At 72.8% G+C, this 16038-nt stretch carries 15 protein-coding genes; 5 read left to right on the plus strand and 10 right to left on the minus strand.

Annotated elements, in window-relative coordinates; translation table 11 throughout:
- Nucleotide 1: 1 nt before the first annotated feature.
- Complete coding sequence (locus tag ACFWYM_RS15205; RefSeq protein WP_384835762.1) at nt 2-913, minus strand: SDR family oxidoreductase; 912 nt, start codon at nt 911-913, stop codon at nt 2-4.
- An 87-nt stretch (nt 914-1000) separates the two neighbouring features.
- Between ACFWYM_RS15205 and ACFWYM_RS15210 the strand changes: the two genes are divergently transcribed.
- Entirely contained in the window at nt 1001-1927 is a 927-nt protein-coding gene (locus tag ACFWYM_RS15210) for a cyclase family protein (RefSeq protein ID WP_384835765.1), read from the plus strand.
- A 447-nt stretch (nt 1928-2374) separates the two neighbouring features.
- Here the strand turns inward: ACFWYM_RS15210 and ACFWYM_RS15215 are convergent, their stop codons facing one another.
- The 4 genes from ACFWYM_RS15215 to ACFWYM_RS15230 all read right to left on the minus strand — a co-directional run bounded on the left by ACFWYM_RS15215 (nt 2375) and on the right by ACFWYM_RS15230 (nt 6012).
- Nucleotides 2375-2845: an ATP-binding protein gene (locus ACFWYM_RS15215; RefSeq protein ID WP_384835768.1), complete on the minus strand. Its 471-nt coding sequence runs from the start codon at nt 2843-2845 to the stop codon at nt 2375-2377.
- 440 nt (nt 2846-3285) lie between these two features.
- The gene (locus ACFWYM_RS15220; protein WP_384835770.1) at nt 3286-3885 is read right to left on the minus strand and encodes a hypothetical protein; all 600 of its coding nucleotides are present in this window, start codon (nt 3883-3885) and stop codon (nt 3286-3288) included.
- Between the two features lie 85 nt (nt 3886-3970).
- Nucleotides 3971-4840, minus strand: coding sequence for an acyl-CoA dehydrogenase family protein (locus ACFWYM_RS15225; protein WP_384835773.1), 870 nt, complete (start codon nt 4838-4840; stop codon nt 3971-3973).
- A gap of 8 nt (nt 4841-4848) precedes the next feature.
- A complete protein-coding gene (locus ACFWYM_RS15230; RefSeq protein WP_384835776.1) occupies nt 4849-6012 on the minus strand; it encodes an acyl-CoA dehydrogenase in 1164 nt (387 codons plus the stop codon).
- Between the two features lie 134 nt (nt 6013-6146).
- Between ACFWYM_RS15230 and ACFWYM_RS15235 the strand changes: the two genes are divergently transcribed.
- Nucleotides 6147-7700 (plus strand): class I adenylate-forming enzyme family protein, encoded by a 1554-nt coding sequence (locus tag ACFWYM_RS15235; protein ID WP_384835779.1) that lies wholly within the window; start codon nt 6147-6149, stop codon nt 7698-7700.
- A gap of 61 nt (nt 7701-7761) precedes the next feature.
- On the opposite strand, the gene ACFWYM_RS15240 is transcribed toward ACFWYM_RS15235, so the two are convergent.
- Both ACFWYM_RS15240 and ACFWYM_RS15245 read right to left on the minus strand, forming a co-directional pair.
- Complete coding sequence (locus ACFWYM_RS15240) at nt 7762-8274, minus strand: EF-hand domain-containing protein (protein ID WP_384835782.1); 513 nt, start codon at nt 8272-8274, stop codon at nt 7762-7764.
- Nucleotides 8275-8467: 193 nt separating this feature from the next.
- Nucleotides 8468-8842, minus strand: a complete 375-nt coding sequence (locus ACFWYM_RS15245; protein WP_384835785.1) for an STAS domain-containing protein — start codon at nt 8840-8842, stop codon at nt 8468-8470.
- 286 nt (nt 8843-9128) lie between these two features.
- Between ACFWYM_RS15245 and ACFWYM_RS15250 the strand changes: the two genes are divergently transcribed.
- Nucleotides 9129-9716 carry a sigma-70 family RNA polymerase sigma factor gene (locus tag ACFWYM_RS15250; RefSeq protein ID WP_384835788.1) on the plus strand — a complete coding sequence of 196 codons (588 nt, stop codon included), beginning with the start codon at nt 9129-9131 and terminating at the stop codon, nt 9714-9716.
- Entirely contained in the window at nt 9713-11071 is a 1359-nt protein-coding gene (locus ACFWYM_RS15255) for a zf-HC2 domain-containing protein (protein WP_384835791.1), read from the plus strand. Before ACFWYM_RS15250 ends, ACFWYM_RS15255 begins: the two co-directional genes overlap by 4 nt.
- A 124-nt stretch (nt 11072-11195) precedes the next feature.
- On the opposite strand, the gene purU is transcribed toward ACFWYM_RS15255, so the two are convergent.
- Together purU and ACFWYM_RS15265 are read right to left on the minus strand one after the other, a co-directional pair.
- Nucleotides 11196-12074: a formyltetrahydrofolate deformylase gene (purU, locus tag ACFWYM_RS15260; protein WP_384835794.1), complete on the minus strand. Its 879-nt coding sequence runs from the start codon at nt 12072-12074 to the stop codon at nt 11196-11198.
- Nucleotides 12075-12196: 122 nt separating this feature from the next.
- Nucleotides 12197-12703 carry a hypothetical protein gene (locus ACFWYM_RS15265; RefSeq protein WP_384835797.1) on the minus strand — a complete coding sequence of 169 codons (507 nt, stop codon included), beginning with the start codon at nt 12701-12703 and terminating at the stop codon, nt 12197-12199.
- Between the two features lie 117 nt (nt 12704-12820).
- Here ACFWYM_RS15265 and ACFWYM_RS15270 point away from each other — a divergent pair, with 117 nt between their 5' ends.
- Nucleotides 12821-14086: an ABC transporter substrate-binding protein gene (locus ACFWYM_RS15270; RefSeq protein ID WP_384835800.1), complete on the plus strand. Its 1266-nt coding sequence runs from the start codon at nt 12821-12823 to the stop codon at nt 14084-14086.
- A 36-nt stretch (nt 14087-14122) separates the two neighbouring features.
- Here ACFWYM_RS15270 and ACFWYM_RS15275 read toward each other — a convergent pair whose 3' ends face one another.
- On the minus strand, nt 14123-16015 hold the full coding sequence (locus ACFWYM_RS15275; protein WP_384835802.1) for a hypothetical protein: 1893 nt from the start codon (nt 16013-16015) through the stop codon (nt 14123-14125).
- Between the last annotated feature and the right edge of the window lie 23 nt (nt 16016-16038).

Raw genomic sequence — 16038 nt, forward strand, 5'->3', positions numbered from 1 at the left:
CCTACGCGTTCGGTCGTTCTTTGTTGGCCGCCGCCTTCGCCATGGCCTCCAGCTGGGCCAGCAGCGGCATCGGGTCGGTCCCCACCGTCCCGGGCAGGAAGTCGGCGATCTTCTCGGGCGTCCAGGAGCCGTCCGCGTATCCGGCGCGCAGCTCGCGCGGCTGCGCCCACACCGCGATCTTGGGTCCGGCGATCGTGTAGACCTGCCCGGTGATCTTCTCCTCGCGGGCGCGGTCGCTGAGCAGATAGGTGACGAGTGCCGCGACGTCCTCCGGCTCGCCGATCTCCTTGAGCTCCATCGGGACGTTGGCGGACATACGGGTGCGCGCGACGGGCGCGACGGCGTTGGCGGTCACCCCGTACTTGTTGAGACCGAGCGCGGCGCTGCGCACCAGGGAGATGATCCCGCCCTTGGCGGCGCTGTAGTTGGCCTGCGCGACGGAGCCCTGGTGATTGCCGCTGGTGAAGCCGATGAGGGTGCCCGTGCCCTGCTTGCGCATGACGGCGGAGGCGGCCCTGAAGAGGGTGAAGGTGCCCTTGAGGTGCGTCGCGAGGACCGGGTCCCACTCCTCCTCCGACATGTTGAACAGCATCCGCTCGCGCAGGATCCCGGCGACGCAGACGACGCCGTCGATGCGCCCGAACTGCGCGAGCGCGGTGTCGACGACCCGCTGGCCGCCCGCCATCGTGGAGATGTCGTCGGCGACCGCGACGGCCTCTCCGCCCGCCGCCTCGATCTCCTTGACGACGGCCTCGGCGACCTCGCTGGCGGGCTCGGCGCCCTCCATCGAGACCCCGTAGTCGTTCACGACGACCTTCGCCCCCTCGGCGGCAGCGGCGAGCGCCACCGCCCTTCCGATGCCACGACCGGCACCGGTCACGGCGACGACCTTGCCTGCCAAGAAGTTCCCCACGTCCGGCCCCTTCCCGCGGTTTCTGACGGACCGTTAGATTCTATGACCCGTCAGATACTCGAAGACAAGCCCTCGGGGAGGACTCATATGCCACTACCGCCCGAGTTCCACGACATCGCCAAACGCGTGAACAACTGGGGGCGTTGGGGGGCGGACGACGAGATCGGCACCCTGAACCTGATCACCGACGAGGTCGTACGGGAGGCCGCGGCCACCGTGCGCACCGGGCGCCGCGTCCCGCTCGCGCTGCCCCTCAAGGAGGACGGCGTGCAGTCCGGGCTCATCCCCGGCCGGATCAACCCCCTGCACACCATGGTCCAGATCAACCAGGAGATCTTCGGCCCCGACACGGTCGCCACCAGCGACGACGCCGTGACCATGGGCCTCCAGGCGGCCACCCACTGGGACGCGCTCACCCATGTCTCGCACTCGGGCAAGCTCTACAACGGCCGCCCCGCCGACACCATCACGGCCCACCGGGGCGCCCGGTTCAGCGGCATCGACAAGGCCCCGCACATCGTCTCGCGCGGCGTCCTGCTGGACGTGGCCCGCGCGAAGGGCCTCGACCGGCTGCCCGGCGACCACGCGGTCACGCCCGAAGACCTGGACGAGGCGGCGGAGTTCGGCCGTGTGAGCGTGCGCGCGGGCGACATCGTCCTGGTCCGCACGGGCCAGGTGCAGGTCTATCTGGCGGGCGACAAGCACGGGTACGGCTTCCCGTCACCCGGCCTGTCCGTGCGGACGCCCGAGTGGTTCCACGCGCGGGACGTCGCCGCCGTCGCCAACGACACCCTGACCTTCGAGATCTTCCCGCCGGAGATCGAGAACCTGTGGCTGCCGGTGCACGCGCTCGACCTGGTCGAGATGGGGATGCTGCAGGGCCAGAACTGGGATCTGGAAAAGTTGTCCACAGCCTGTGGGGAAATCGGCCGCCACGACTTCCTGCTCTCCGCGATGCCCGAGCCCTTCGTCGGCGGGACGGGGACGATGGTGGCTCCGGTGGCGGTCTTCTAGCGGCTCCGCACGTCCTGGAGGCCCTGCCTGGAAGGGAGTTCGGGTGGCGGCACACCGGCGTCCGCCCCGAGCACGCTGCCGCGCACGCCGCCATCCGACTCCGGCGACAGGCCCTGCCCCTCTGTCCGACCCCGGAGAGAGAGGCTGACGCCGAATGGCGATCCACACTCGCCAAGGACCTCCGTCACCGAGCACCCTCGACATCCCCTCGCGGCGAATCGCTGCACACAAGCGTGATCAATCGGACACGGTACGTCAACACCTGTCCGGGGGTTCGCCCTTATTTGTCCGATTCAGTGGGGCTCGCACATGGCCGCGCATCGAGGCACGGACAGGGCGCATGCGCGGCGCGGGGACGGCAAAACGGGAAGAACTCCCGCACGGGGCCGACGGCGCCGTCAGAACCGTCAGCCGGTCGTCGGGGCCGCGAGTCGGTCGCCAGATCCGTCAGACGGTCTCGAACGCGACGTCCTCGTACGTCACGCCGCCGAACGCCATCGTGGCGGCCCCCGGCTCGCACCGGTCCACCTCGCACCAGATGCTCTTGCCGGTGCCCTCGGGCTGCCAGCCCCAGCGGTCCGCGAGGCCGTCGACCAGCTCCAGGCCGCGGCCGTTGGTCTCCTCGTCGTCCGCGTGCCGGGGGCTGGGCGGCCGGGCGCTGGTGTCGGCGACCTCGACCCGCACGGTGCCCGCGGAGTCCTCCGGGACGCCCGGCAGCCGCATGCGCAGCACCGCCGGACAGCCCGTGTGCACAACGGCGTTGGTGACCAGCTCGGAGATCAGGAGGATCAGCGTCTCCGCCAGTGGCTCGTCGGCCTCTATACCCGAGACGGCCAGCCGCGAACGGGCCCATCTACGGGCCCGCCCCACCTCCGCGGGGTCGGGCCTGACCTCCAGCTGAACTTGAAGCACCTGCACCGCTCACACCATCCGAACCGGCGGACACATCGCCTCGCGACTCCACGGGGTCACGGAACGTGATCCCCTTGGGAGACAGCATGGTTGACGTTCAGTCACCCCAACAAGCGCTTCGGGCATATTCCAGCGCGAAGGAGTACGCGTGCGGCATACTGTGCGACGCGCGCCGCAGGGGGTCGAACAGGCGGGCGCGAGGCCCTGTCCTGCGCCGCGAATGACGCGCACTGCCGGGCCCGGAGCCGCCTCAGGGGCAACACCGGCATGGCTCGGCCTCAGAACCACTCGCATCCCACACAAGGTACCCGAGCGGGGCGCCGACTCCATGCCGTGACGAGTCACGCGTAGGACACAACCCGATATCGACGCTCAGTAGCCTTCACCGAATTCACCGACTCCACAAGTCGGCCACGGTCCGCACACCCTGCGCCACCGAACGTCACTCAGAACAGCCAGGCAAGGTAGCCGAAAACCGCCATTCCGGCCACCGAGGTCAGCGCGGTCCACTTCACGACCCGGGCCGCCCAGGTGCCGCTCAGCGCGGCGCGGATCGCCTCCGCGCCATGACCTCCCGAGCGCGGCCTGATGCCGCTCACGGCGACGGCGAACGCGGGCGCCGCGAGCAGCAGCCCGAAGAAGGCCATGACCATGAAGCCCCAGCTGTGCCCGTGGCCGACCTCGACGTACTCGCTGCCGCTGCGGCTGACTTCGACGGAGTCCTCGGGCTGCGCGTCACGGGACTTCACCTGTGCGTCCACGGCACGCGCGCCGCTGTCGGCGCCGCCGTCGCCTGCGTGGAAGGTGCCGCGGCACCAGCGGGTGTCGGAGTGATTGCGGCCGCCCGAGGACTTCCAGCACTCCTCGACCTCGATGGTGCCGCGCGTGCCCACGTACCCGGCGGACGCCGCGGCCTTGGCCACGCCGAGGCCGCAGACGGTCAGCGTCACCAGGAGCATCACGACGCCGAGCACGCGGCCGCCCGGGGTGGGCCCCGGGCGGGGCGTGAGCAGGTTGCCGGGTCCGAGGTCGGGGCCGAGTGACATGGACAGGGACCCTACGACACGGCGTTCGCAGGGCCGCCGCCAGGTTCACGGGGCCGCCGCCGGGTTCACGGGGGCGCTGCCGGGTTCACAGGGCCGCGGCCAGCTCCTCCTCCGCGTCGCGGGCCGTGCGCCCCAGCTCGGCGCGGACCCAGGCCCGCTTCAGGTGGAGGTGGACGTCGGCCTCCCATGTGAAGCCCATGCCGCCGTGCACCTGGAGGCAGTCGCGGGCGCCTCGGACCGCGGCCTCGTCGGCGAGCAGCTTCGCGGCCGACGCCTCCAGGGCGTCCCCGGTCACGGCCGCCGCGTACACGGCCGCGCGGGCCACCTCGGTGCGCACGAGCATCTGCGCGCACAGGTGCTTGACCGCCTGGAAGCCGCCGATGGGCTGCCCGAACTGCGTGCGTTCCTTGGCGTATTGGACCGCGAGCTCCTGGGTGCGGGTCGCGCTGCCGAGCTGTTCGGCGGCGGTGAGCAGGACGGCTTCGGGCATCGGCGGCTCCTGCCCGGCCGGTACGCGGTGCAGGGGGGTCAGCGGGTCGAGGGAGCGGATCGCGGTGGCGGCGCCGGCGTCCCCCCGTACGACATCGGCGGCCTCCAGCCACGGCACCAGCGTGCCGTCGACGGCGGTCACCACGACGTCGCCCGTCGCCGCTCCCGCCACGGTGCCCGCCGCGAGATGCGTGGCCACCAGCGGTCCGGGCAGCAGGACCCGGCCCGCCTCCTCGAAGGCGAGCACCGCCTCCGGCAGCCCGAGCCCCACACCTCCCCCGGCCTCCGGGAGCCGCAGCGCGAAGAAGCCCGCGTCCGCGAGCTCGCGCCACAGCCCCCGGTCCAGGGCGGGGGCCTCGGAGGCGTCCACGGCGGCCCGCAGCGCCTCGCGGCCGAACCGGCCCTCCAGGAGGTCGCGTACGCCCGCCTTCAAGTCCCGCTGGTCCTGCGTGAGTTGGAAGTCCACGCGCCGCCTCACCGCCCCTTCGGCAGGCCGAGGATGCGCTCGGCCACGATGTTCTGCTGGATCTGCGAGGTCCCGGCGGCGATGGTGTACGAGAGCGAGGAGAGCCGGTCGAGGACCCACTCGTGGTCCAGGTCGAGCCCGGCGGCGCCGAGGACCTCGCCCGCCGTCTCGTACAGCTCCTGGCGGGCGTGCGAGTAGCGCAGCTTGAAGACGGAGCCGCCGATGCCGGGGACGCCTCCGGTGCGCTGGGACTCGCTCACGTTCCACTGCGTGAGCCGCCACAGGGCGGCGAACTCGGCGCTCAGGCGGCCGAGGCGGCGGCGCAGCACCGGGTCGTCCCAGCGGCCGTTGCGCCGTGCCTCGCGGGCGAGTTCGCCGAGGACGCGGCGGCAGGCCACGACCTCGCCGACGAAGGCCGTGCCGCGCTCGTACGACAGCGTCACCATCGTCACGCGCCAGCCGTCGTTCTCGGCGCCGACGCGGTTCGCGACGGGCACGCGCACCTCGTCGAGGAAGACCTCCGCGAACTCGGTGGAGCCCGCGAGCGTGCGCAGCGGGCGGACCGTGATGCCGGGGGCGTCCATGGGCATGGCGAGCCAGGTGATGCCCTTGTGCTTGGGCGTGGTCGCGCTCACCGGTGTCGTACGCACCAACAGCTCGCACCAGTCGGCCACTTCGGCGTGCGAGGTCCAGATCTTGGACCCGCTCACTACGTAGTCGTCGCCGTCCCGCCACGCGCGCGTGCGCAGCGATGCGAGGTCGCTGCCGGCGTCCGGTTCGCTGAAGCCCTGGCACCACACCTCGTCGCCGCGCAGCACGGGTGGCAGCCAGCGCGCCCGCTGCTGAGCGGTGCCTTCGGAGGCGATGGTCGGCCCTGCGTGCAGCAGTCCGACGAAGCTGGCGCCTACGTAGGGGGCGCCCGCGCGTTCGGTCTCCTCCAGGTAGATGAGGTGCTGGGTCGGGGTCGCGCCCCGGCCGCCCGCGTCGACGGGCCAGTGCAGGCCCGCGTACCCGGCGTCGTACAGCGTGCGCTGCCAGCCCAGGTCGTAGGCGCGGCGGCCGGGCCAGTCGGCGGGGGACGGCTTGGGCGGGAGCCCGGGGAGCGCCTTGCCGAGCCACTCGCGCAGGCGCGCCCTGAACTCCTCTTCTTCTTCCGTGTATGTGAGGTCCATGCGCACCCTTCTGACGACCCGTCAGATGGCAGGCTAGCCCCGCACCCCTGGACCGACAAGGCGCGGAGCTCTACTCTCTCGGCACGACCTGACAGACCGTCAGCTAACGCGGACGCTTATGTGAAGGGGGCGCAGTGAACGACACCGCACGCGCACTGGGTGCGTCGCACACGCTCTGGGAGCTCATCGAGCGCCGGGCCGAACTCACCCCCGACGCCCCCGTCCTGATCCAGGCCGCCGCCGACCCGGCGGACGACCGCACGCTCACCTTCGGCGGCCTGCGCGACCGCTGCGAGCGGGTGGCCGCAGGGCTCCACGACCTGGGCGTGCGCCCCGGCACGGTGGTCGCCTGGCAGCTGCCCACGCGCATCGAGACGGCCGTCCTGTCCTTCGCGCTCGCCCGCATCGGCGCGGTCCAGTCGCCGGTCATCCCCTTCTACCGGGACCGTGAAGTCGGCTTCGCGCTACGGGAGTCGAAGGCCGAGTTCTTCGCCACGCCGGGCACCTGGCGCGGCTTCGGCCATACGGAGATGGCACACCGCCTCGGCGCGCGCGGCGTCTTCGAGGCGTACGACACGCTGCCGGAGGGCGACCCGGCCGTCCTGCCGCCCCCGCCCGCCGACGGCACGGCGGTGCGCTGGATCTACTGGACCTCGGGGACGACGTCCGACCCCAAGGGCGTGCTGCACACGGACCGTTCGCTGATCGCGGGCGGCTCCTGCCTCGCCCACGCGCTGCACCTGGAACCGTCCGACGTCGGCTCGATGGCCTTCCCCTTCGCCCACATAGCGGGCCCCGACTACACCGTGATGCTCCTCCTGTACGGGTTCCCCGCGGTCATGTTCGAGCACTTCGCGCTGCCCGCGGCGCTCGACGGCTACCGGCGCCACGGGGTCACGGTCGCGGGCGGCTCAACGGCCTTCTACTCCATGTTCCTGGCGGAACAGCGGAAGCTCCCGGAGGGCGAGAAGGTCATCCCGTCCCTCCGCCTCCTCGCGGGCGGCGGCGCCCCGAAGCCGCCCGAGGTCTACCACGCCGTCGTACGCGAGATGGGCGTCCAACTCACCCACGGCTACGGCATGTCCGAGGTCCCCATGATCACGATGGGCGCCCCCGACGACACCGCGGAGAACCTGGCGACGACGGAGGGCAAGCCCCCGGCCGCCATGGAGATCCGCATCACCGACGCGGACGGCAAGCAGCTCCCCTTCGACGTGGACGGCGAGGTGCGGCTGCGCGGCGAGGCGGTCTGCCAGGGCTACCTCGACCCCGTGCAGAGCGCCGAAGTCTTCGACGCGGACGGCTTCCTGATCACCGGCGACCTCGGACACCTCAAGGAGACGGGCCATCTGGTCCTGACCGGCCGGGCCAAGGACATCATCATCCGCAAGGGCGAGAACATCTCCGCCAAGGAGATCGAGGACCTGCTGCACCAGCACCCCTCGGTGGGCGACGCCGCGGTCATCGGCCTGCCCGACCCGGAGCGCGGCGAACGCGTCTGTGCCGTCCTCGAACTGCGCGACGGCGCCGGGGAGCTGACCCTCGGCGCCGTCACGGACTACCTGCGCGAGCAGGGCCTGTCCACGTACAAGCTGCCGGAGCAGCTGGAGGTGGTGGACGCGCTGCCGCGCAACGAGACGCTGCGCAAGGTGCTCAAGTACAAGCTGCGCGAGCGGTATTCGGCGTAGGGCCTGTCCGGCGGACGGGCCCCGGCGCGGGCGGGCCTACTCGGGGACCGTGAAGACGGACCTACTCGGGGACCGTGAAGTACGCGGCGAACGCGGCCACGAACTCCGGCTCCAGGATCCGGCCGTCCCCGTCCGAGTCCAGGCCCGCGGCGACGGCGTCGGCCACCTCGGCCTGCACACCGAGGGCCTTGAGGGCGCGGGCGGCCTCCTGCGGGCTGGCCGCGCCGTCCGCGTCCGCGTCGGCGACCGCGATCACGGCGTCGAGGAAGGGGCGCGCGATCTCGGCGAACCGCTCGGGGTTGTCGCGCAGCCGCTTCACGGCGCCGCCGACGAACTCCTCGCGGGTGATGCGCTGGTCCCCGTCGCGGTCGGCGATGCCCGCCATGCCCTGCCAGAAAGCCTCGGCGCCGATGTAGAGGGCCTGCCCCCGCTCGGAGCGCGCCTTGGTGCCGAACTCGGCGAGTACCGCTTTGGCCGCCGCGCTGAAGTCCTCACGGTCGATGTAGCCGTTGCCGTCCTGGTCGAAGGTGGCGAAACGGGCTGCGATCTTTCGCTCGTACTCGGCACTGTCCATGGTGTTCGGGCCGCCTCACTTCCGCGGTTGGGTCCGTGCGAGCCGACCTGTCTCAGCTGGCACTTTGTCTGCAAGGAGCGTACGTCGCCGCGGGCGGCCGCAGCCGCGAAAACGGGGATTGTGTCAGGGCTGGGACACGGTGTGCGCCAAGTCGTCGAGGAGGACGTCCGGTTGTGCCGGAGAAGACGCCCCGTCACGCCGACAGCGGGGCCGCGCTCTCGTCCAGCGCCGCCGCCACGTCCGGGTAGACCTCGAAGAGGCGGCGCACGCCCAGGGCCGCGAGGACGCGGTTGACGTGGGAGCCGTCGACGGCGCCCTGCGCGGGCAGGATCAGGCGCAGCCGGCCCCGGCAGGAGCGGATGAGGCGACGGGTCGCGATGAGGACGCCGACGCCGCTGGAGTCGCAGAAGAGCACTTCGGACAGGTCGAGGACGAGGCTGCGGCGGCCGTCGGCGACGGCGTCGTGGACGCGCTGACGCACCCGGGGAGACGTCACCAGGTCCATCTCGCCCGACACCCGCAGGACGGACCATCCGTCCTGCTCGCCCACCGTCACCTTGAGCGTCACGCCATGCCTCCCGCTCGCTGATCCGGAAGCCGTCCTTACGCTTCCACTGCGCGGCTGCCCCGCCGCCGACCCGCGAAACGCCGCGCCGTTCGACGCCCCGCGATGCTCACATCTGTGAAGTTCTATGAAACACCAGTGTGCTGTGTGCCGTGCGCCCCCTATCATCCCGGGCCCACGAGCCGCCTCCAGAACGCGTGCATTGCCGTAAACCAGGGCGCGTTGTCGGTGGTGGCGACTACATTCGAGAGAACGGTGAGGGCACGGCGAGCGCAGAGAGGGGGGCCGCATGCCGAAGGACGCGCCGCGTCGCTGGGACCGCCGGATGCAGCAGCGCCTCGCACATGGAGAGGCCGCGGCGCTCGGGGAGCTCTACGACAGGTTCGCCTCGCTCGTCCACGGCCTGGCCCACCGGGTGCTCGGCGAGGAGCAGGGCGCCGACCGCATCACCCGCGAGGTCTTCACCCACGTCTGGGAGAACCCGGAGGCGTACGACCCCAAGCAGGGCCCCCTCCGCTCCTGGATCGCCACGCTCGCCCACCAGCTCGCCGTGAAGCGGCTGCGCCAGACCGAGTCCGCGGCGCTCGCCCGCGGCGGCGGGGGCAGCACGGAGGAGCTGGAGCGCAAGGTCCGCCGCGCCTCCGCGGCCGCCCGCGCCGACTACATCGTCACCGCGATGCCCGCCCCCCTGCGGGCCGCCCTCGAGCTCGCCTACTTCCAGCGGCGCGACTACCGCCAGGCCGCCCTCGACCTCGGCGTCACGGAGGACGAGGCCCGGCGCAGGCTCCGCCTCGGCCTCCAGCTCCTGTCCACGGCCCACGACACCGGCCAGGCCGAGAGCCCCGACACCACCCCGGGGTACGGGAGGGCGCTGTGAGCCGGGCCGACGGGGCCGACCGGCCGGATCCGCACGAGGAGCCGGGCGGCACCGGAGCCGGCGGGCGCGGTGACGACGGTCACGGTGACGTCGATCACGGCACCGGGGACGGCCACGGCGGTGGCGGTGACGGCGGCTTCGGGGCGGCCGGGGACGACGAGTCCGCCCCGCCCCCGCGCATACCGGCTCCCCGCACCTCCATAGAGGACACCGGCCGGCCCCTGCCGCCCACCCCGCTCGTCCTCGACCACCCGGTCCTCAAGTCCCTGCTCGGCGCCTGGGCGCTGTCCGCCTGCTCCGCGGAGGAGGCCGCCGCCGTGGAGGAGCACCTGGGCGGGTGCGGGCCCTGCGCGGAGGAGGCGCTGCGGCTGCGGGACGCCGTGGGCCTGCTGCACCCCGAGGAGAGCCTCGACCTCGACCCGGGCCTTCGGGGCCGCGTCCTGGAGAGCTGCCTCGGGCGCCGCCCGCCCCGCATCCCGGTGCCCGAGTGGGCCACTCCGTACGACGCGGAGACGGCCCGGCTCGACGCCCTCCTCCAGGACATCGGGGACGCGGAGTGGCACGCGCCGGTCCGGCTGAGATGGTTCGAGGGGGAAGGCCCGGTCTCCCGGAAGACGACGGTCGCCGGGGTCATCGCGCACCTCCTCGCCGTCGACGGCCTGGTCGGCCTCGCTCTCGGCCTGACCGACCCGCTGGCCCACGCCTCGGGCGGCGGCGGCCCTGCGGAGCGCACGGAGGCGTACTGGCGGGCCGCGTCCTCGTCCGGCTTCCCGCCCACGCGCGCGGTGCGCGGGCCCTGGCGGGAGCAGACCCACGAGCTGATCCGCACGGTGTCGTTCGCGGGCGGCGGCTCGGGCCGCCTGACCGTGCCGTACGGGACGCACGGCGCCGAACTGCCGCTGCGGGACTCGATGGTGGACCGCGCCTTCGAGTGCTGGATCCACGCGGGCGACATCGCGGACGCCGTCGACTACCCGTACGAGCCGCCCTCCCCGCGCCACCTCCACGTGATGATCGACCTGGCCGCGCGGCTGCTCCCCGACACCCTCGCGGGCCGGCGCCGCGCGGGGCTCGCGGCGCCGTCGCACGAGCTGGTCGCGGCGGGGGCGCCCGGGCGCAGCCTGCGCCTGGAGGTCGAGGGGGCGGGCGGGGGCGAGTGGCTCATCCCCCTCGACTCCCCCGGCGCGGTGCCGTCACCGGAAGAGGAGGTGGCCCATGTCGCCCTGGACGGCGTGGAGTTCTGCAAGCTGGCCGCGGGCCACGTGTCGCCTCAAGAGGCGGCAACCGGGCAGGTGGGGGACCGAGAGGCCATCCGGGACGTGCTGTTCGCCGCGGCGTCTTTGAGCCGGATGTAAGGAGCCGGATGCAAGGGGCGGCATCCGGGCTGCCGCGCCTCGTCTCGTCGCCGAGCGCGGATGCGTCGTGGTTGCTCGCGCAGTTCCCCGCGCCCCTGACGGGGCGCCCCGTCAGCGGCAGGCCCTAGCCGAACACCACCGTCCGGGTGCCGTTCAGCAGAATCCGGTGCTCCGCGTGCCACTTCACCGCGCGCGCCAGCGCCCGGCACTCGACGTCGCGGCCGATCGCGACCAGCTGGTCCGGCGTGACGTCGTGGCCGACTCGCTCGACCTCCTGCTCGATGATCGGGCCCTCGTCGAGGTCGGCGGTCACATAGTGCGCCGTGGCACCGATCAGCTTCACGCCGCGCGCGTGCGCCTGGTGGTACGGCTTCGCGCCCTTGAAGCTCGGCAGGAACGAGTGGTGGATGTTGATGATGCGGCCGCTGAGCTGCTTGCACAGGTCGTCCGAGAGGACCTGCATGTAGCGGGCGAGGACGACCAGTTCCACGTTCTCCTCGCGGACCAGGTCGAGGAGCTGCTGCTCGGACACCGCCTTGGTGTCCTTGGTGACCGGGATGTGGTGGAACGGGACGTCGTACGACGCGGCCAGCTCGGCGAAGTCCTTGTGGTTCGAGACGACCGCCGCGATCTCCACCGGCAGCGCGCCGATGCGCGAGCGGAACAGCAGGTCGTTCAGGCAGTGGCCGAACTTCGAGACGAGCAGCGCGATGCGCATCTTCCCGTCGGCCCGGTGCAGCTGCCAGTCCATGTGAAAGGAGTCGCCGACGGCGGCGAAGCTCGCGCGCAGCTTCTCCACGGTCACCGGGGCCTCGGCCGAGAAGTGCACCCGCATGAAGAAGAGACCGGTGTCGTGGTCGCCGAACTGCTGGCTGTCCTCGATGTTGCAGCCGGTCATGAAGAGGTAACTCGACACGGCGTGCACGATGCCCTGCTTGTCGGGGCAGGAGAGGGTGAGGACGTACTGGTCAGCGTCGGACGGGGACACGGGCTTCTCGCTCATGGAAATAAGGGTCGCACAGCCCGCGGGGCCCGTTGTCCCCGTCTCGCCCTGCGGTCAGGAGACCGACCGCGCCGGGAGACCGACCGCCTCAGGAAGCCGTCCTCCTCAGGAGGCCGAGCGCGTCAGGAGGCCGAGCGCGTCAGGATGCGCAGTACCTCCAGCGTCCGCGGCGGCTGGTCCGGGTCCTCCCCGTCGCTCACCGCCAGGTGCACATGCGCGTCCCGCGCCGCGTGCACGGCCTCCGGCCAGCCCGGGTGGTCCAGATACGCGGAGACGGCCGCGTCCGGGCCCACCTCGTGCATGATCCGCAGCACCCGGAGCACCGCGGCGTCGACGAGCGCCGCCTCCTGCGGGTCACGGAAGATCGTCCCCACGTACTTGTCCGCCGACCAGTTGTCCAGCCAGGTGTCCTCGACGAGGCGGTACACGGCGTCGGTCACATCCCCGTACTCCTCGCGGCCCGCGAGCCAGCACTCCTGCTGGAAGCGCGGGTCGGAGAGCATGTGCAGCGCCGAGCGCACATTGGTGCGCCAGCGCCACCACGGCATGTCGTTCGTTGGCATGCCGCCCATGGTGGTGGAGCGACGGGCGCGACGGGAAGACTTCTCCGAACCTTGTTGCACGGTCATCGATCGTACGTTCCCCCGAGGCGCAGCCGAATCGGCCCCTTCCCTTCACCTTCTTGTCACTGCCCGTTGAACACGAGTCACTCAAAGATTGGGACCCGTCCGGAATCGTGCGTGCACATGCCCGTCTCGCGACGCACCGCCCTCCCCCGTCACCCCTTCAAGACCGCGGCTCTCTCGGCCTGTGCAGCGGCGGTGTGCGCGACCCTGATATCCGGCTGCGGCGTGATCCCCGGGACCGGCGGCGCCAAGAGCCCCATCACGGTCATGACCTGGGCGCCGGAGAAGACGAAGGCCACCAACAAGCCGGGCGTCCCCGCGATGGCTCAGGCGTTCGCACGCTGGGCCAACGCCCACGGCGGCCTCGACGGCCATGAACTCAAGGTCATCACCTGCAACGACGAGAACGACTCGGTGGCCGCGGCGGACTGCGCGCGCCGGGCCGTCGACGAGAAGGTCGCCGCGGTCGTCGGCTCCTACAGCCAGTACGCGGGCTCGGCGCTCTCCCCGCTGGAGGTCGCGGGCATCCCGTACATCGGCGGCTACGGCATCACGGACGAGGAGTTCACCAGCGCCCTGTCCTACCCCGTCAACGGCGGCCAGGCGGCGCTGCTCGCGGGCAACGGCCGCCAGCTGGCCCGCAGTTGTGAACGCGTCTCGCTGGTCCGCCCCGACACCATCGCGGGCGACGACCTGCCCAAGCTCCTCAACTCCGGCCTCGCCGAGGGCCGTCGGGGCAAGGCCCGGGACATCCGGGCGCCCGAGGACGGCACCGACTTCACGTTCCAGGCCGAGCAGGCGCTGAAGCACGCGGGCTCCGGCGGCTGTGTCACCGCGGCGCTCGGCGACCGCACCGACACCTTCTACGACTCGTTCCGGCGCACCGAGGACCTGTACGCGAAGCCGCGCATCTCCTCCGTGCTCGGCAGCGTCGACCAGTCCCTCATCGACCGCACGGGCGGCAGCGACAGCCCGTACGAAGGCGCCTACGTCACCGGCTGGTACCCGGCGGCGAACGATCCGCGCTGGGACCAGATGCGCTCGGCCGTCCGCGAGCAGGCGTTCGGCGACAACCGCATCGACCCGACGGACGCGGGCGTGCAGACGACGTGGATCGCCTACACCGTCCTGAAGCAGGCCGTGGAGTCGCTCGACGGCGGCGAGGTGTCGGCGCGCACGCTGCGCCGCGCCTTCGACCAGGGCCTGCGCGTCAGCACGGGCGGCCTCACGCCCACCCTGAGCTGGCGCTTCGAGGACACGATCGCCGTCGGCGGCTATCCGCGCCTGATCAACCCCGACGTCACCTTCCAAGTCGTACGGGAGGGACGCCTGGTGCCGGTGCGGCGCGGCTTCGTGAACATGGCGAAGACCCTGGAGCGGGTGTAGCCCCAGGGCGCGCCGCCCCACGGGCCAACCCGCCTGCTACAGCTGCGACTTGTCGCGGACCGTCAGGCCGTACTTCTTGGCGAGCGGGTTCCAGCGGTCGGCGGCGGCCTGCTTCTGCACGGTCGCCCGGCCCGAGGCCGCCGTGCCCGCGTTGTACTGCGGGGTGTGGCGGGCGACGCCCTTCTTGCAGAGCGCCTTCTTCTTGCCGGCGATCTGGTCGGCCCACGCGGCGTAGTGGTTGTCCGCCGAGGCGGACGCCTTCCAGGCGTTGTTGAGGGACGCCTTCAGCTGTGCGTTGTTCGGCAGCTTGTCGATGGTGAGCCCGGAGAGGCGGGTCACCAGGTCGCCGCGCTGCTTGGCGGCGCCGCGCAGGTCGCTCGCCGCCTGGCCGAGGTTCTTGCACTGGCCCACGTCGCGCACGGCGCCGATCACCGCGTCCCGGCTGTTGTTGCTGTCCGCGAGGAGCTTGTCGAGCGCGACGGCCTGCGCCTTGGCCGGGTCGGGGGCCTTGGACGGCTCCCCGCTCTCGGGGGCCGTGGCCGACACGGGCTCGCCGTCGTCGTCCTTGTCGTCGTCACCCCCGCCGCCGCTGAGCAGGGCGCCCGCGCCGATGCCGAGCACGGCGATGCCGACGCCGAGGGCCGCGAACAGGGGGAGCTTGGAACCGGTACGGCGGCGGGGCCCGCCGGACCCGGCCCCGTGCCCGGCCGGCTCGGGCTGCGGCGCCCCGGAGGGCGCGGCCGCCATCGCCGGGTCGAAGCGCGGCATCTGCTGCGTGGAGGCCGCGCCGCCCTCGTCACCGGGGCCCGGCTCCGTACGGAAGAGGCTGTCGAACTCGGCCGGCGGCTTGCGGTCGCCGGGGGCGCCGGGCCTGATCCCGTACGGGGCGGAGGTGGGCTCCGCGGGCACGGGGGCGATGTACTGGGTGGCCTCGCTGTCCGGCCCGCCGGGGACGGGCGGCGCGGGCTGCTGCGCGTGCGGCATGGCACGGCCGAGGAACTGGGTGGCGTCGGCGGCAGGCGCGGGCCCGGGCCCGGCGGCGGACGGGGACGCGGGCGCCTCGGGCGGCAGGGCGCCGGGCGCGACCGGCGGAATGTACTGGGTGGCGCCCTCGTCGGCGCCGGGGGCGGGGGCGGCTCCCGCGGCGGGCGTGGGGGGTATGAGCTGGGTGGCTTCCGCGGCGGAGTCCGGGGCGGCGGGCACGGCGGGCGCACGGTGCGCGCCCCGCGCGGGAGCGGCCGGGGGAAGCTGCTGCGGCTGTACGGCTGGCGGGAGCTGCCCGGCGTCCTGGGCCGGGTGTGCGGCGGGCGGGAGCTGCTGGCCGTGGCCGTGGCCGTGCTCGGCGGGCTGCGGGAGCGGCCGGCCCTGCGTCCCGTACTGCCCCTGGCTCTCGCCCTGCCCCTGGCCCTGGCTCTCGCTCTGGTACTGCCCGTGGTCCTGGTACTGCCCCTGGCCGGGGAACTGGCCCGGGTACTGGCCCGGCGCACCCTCCGGCGGCAGCGCCTGCCCCTGCCCGTAGCTCTGGCCCTCCGGCGGCAGCGGCTGCCCCTGCCCCTGCTCGGGGAACTGGCCCGGGGCCTGCGCCTGGTACGGCTGCCGGCCCTCGTACTGGTGCTGCCCCTGGTACGGGTCCGGCTGATACGGGTCCGGCCGGTGTGCGTCCGGCTGGTGCGCGTCCGGCGCGGGCGGTGCACCCCACGCCTGCCCGGCCCCCGGCAGGTCCTGCGGCGGAAGTCCCCCGGCCTGTGCCGACTGCGGGCCCCACGGCTCGCCCCAGGGGCTGCCGCCCGACGGGGCGGCCTGGCCCGCGGTGCCGGGCAGCAGCGGTTCGCCGCCGTCCGCGGGCAGGATCACGCCCTCGTGCGCTGGCCGAGCCGCGGGCTGCTGCGGATCGGAGGAAGCAGCGCCCTGTCCGCTCTGCTGCGTCACCGGGACTCCTACATATGGGGGAC

Source organism: Streptomyces sp. NPDC059009, assembly GCF_042740175.1.
Lineage (GTDB): Bacteria > Actinomycetota > Actinomycetes > Streptomycetales > Streptomycetaceae > Streptomyces.

Excerpts from the sequence above, each read along its gene's own strand:
- ACFWYM_RS15250 (WP_384835788.1), top strand. The coding sequence starts at position 9,129 with ATGCCGAAGGACGCGCCGCGTCGCTGGGACCGCCGGATGCAGCAGCGC.
- ACFWYM_RS15230 (WP_384835776.1), bottom strand. The coding sequence starts at position 6,012 with ATGGACCTCACATACACGGAAGAAGAAGAGGAGTTCAGGGCGCGCCTG.
- purU (WP_384835794.1), bottom strand. The coding sequence starts at position 12,074 with ATGAGCGAGAAGCCCGTGTCCCCGTCCGACGCTGACCAGTACGTCCTC.
- ACFWYM_RS15270 (WP_384835800.1), top strand. The coding sequence starts at position 12,821 with ATGCCCGTCTCGCGACGCACCGCCCTCCCCCGTCACCCCTTCAAGACC.
- ACFWYM_RS15220 (WP_384835770.1), bottom strand. The coding sequence starts at position 3,885 with ATGTCACTCGGCCCCGACCTCGGACCCGGCAACCTGCTCACGCCCCGC.
- ACFWYM_RS15240 (WP_384835782.1), bottom strand. The coding sequence starts at position 8,274 with ATGGACAGTGCCGAGTACGAGCGAAAGATCGCAGCCCGTTTCGCCACC.
- ACFWYM_RS15265 (WP_384835797.1), bottom strand. The coding sequence starts at position 12,703 with ATGACCGTGCAACAAGGTTCGGAGAAGTCTTCCCGTCGCGCCCGTCGC.
- ACFWYM_RS15210 (WP_384835765.1), top strand. The coding sequence starts at position 1,001 with ATGCCACTACCGCCCGAGTTCCACGACATCGCCAAACGCGTGAACAAC.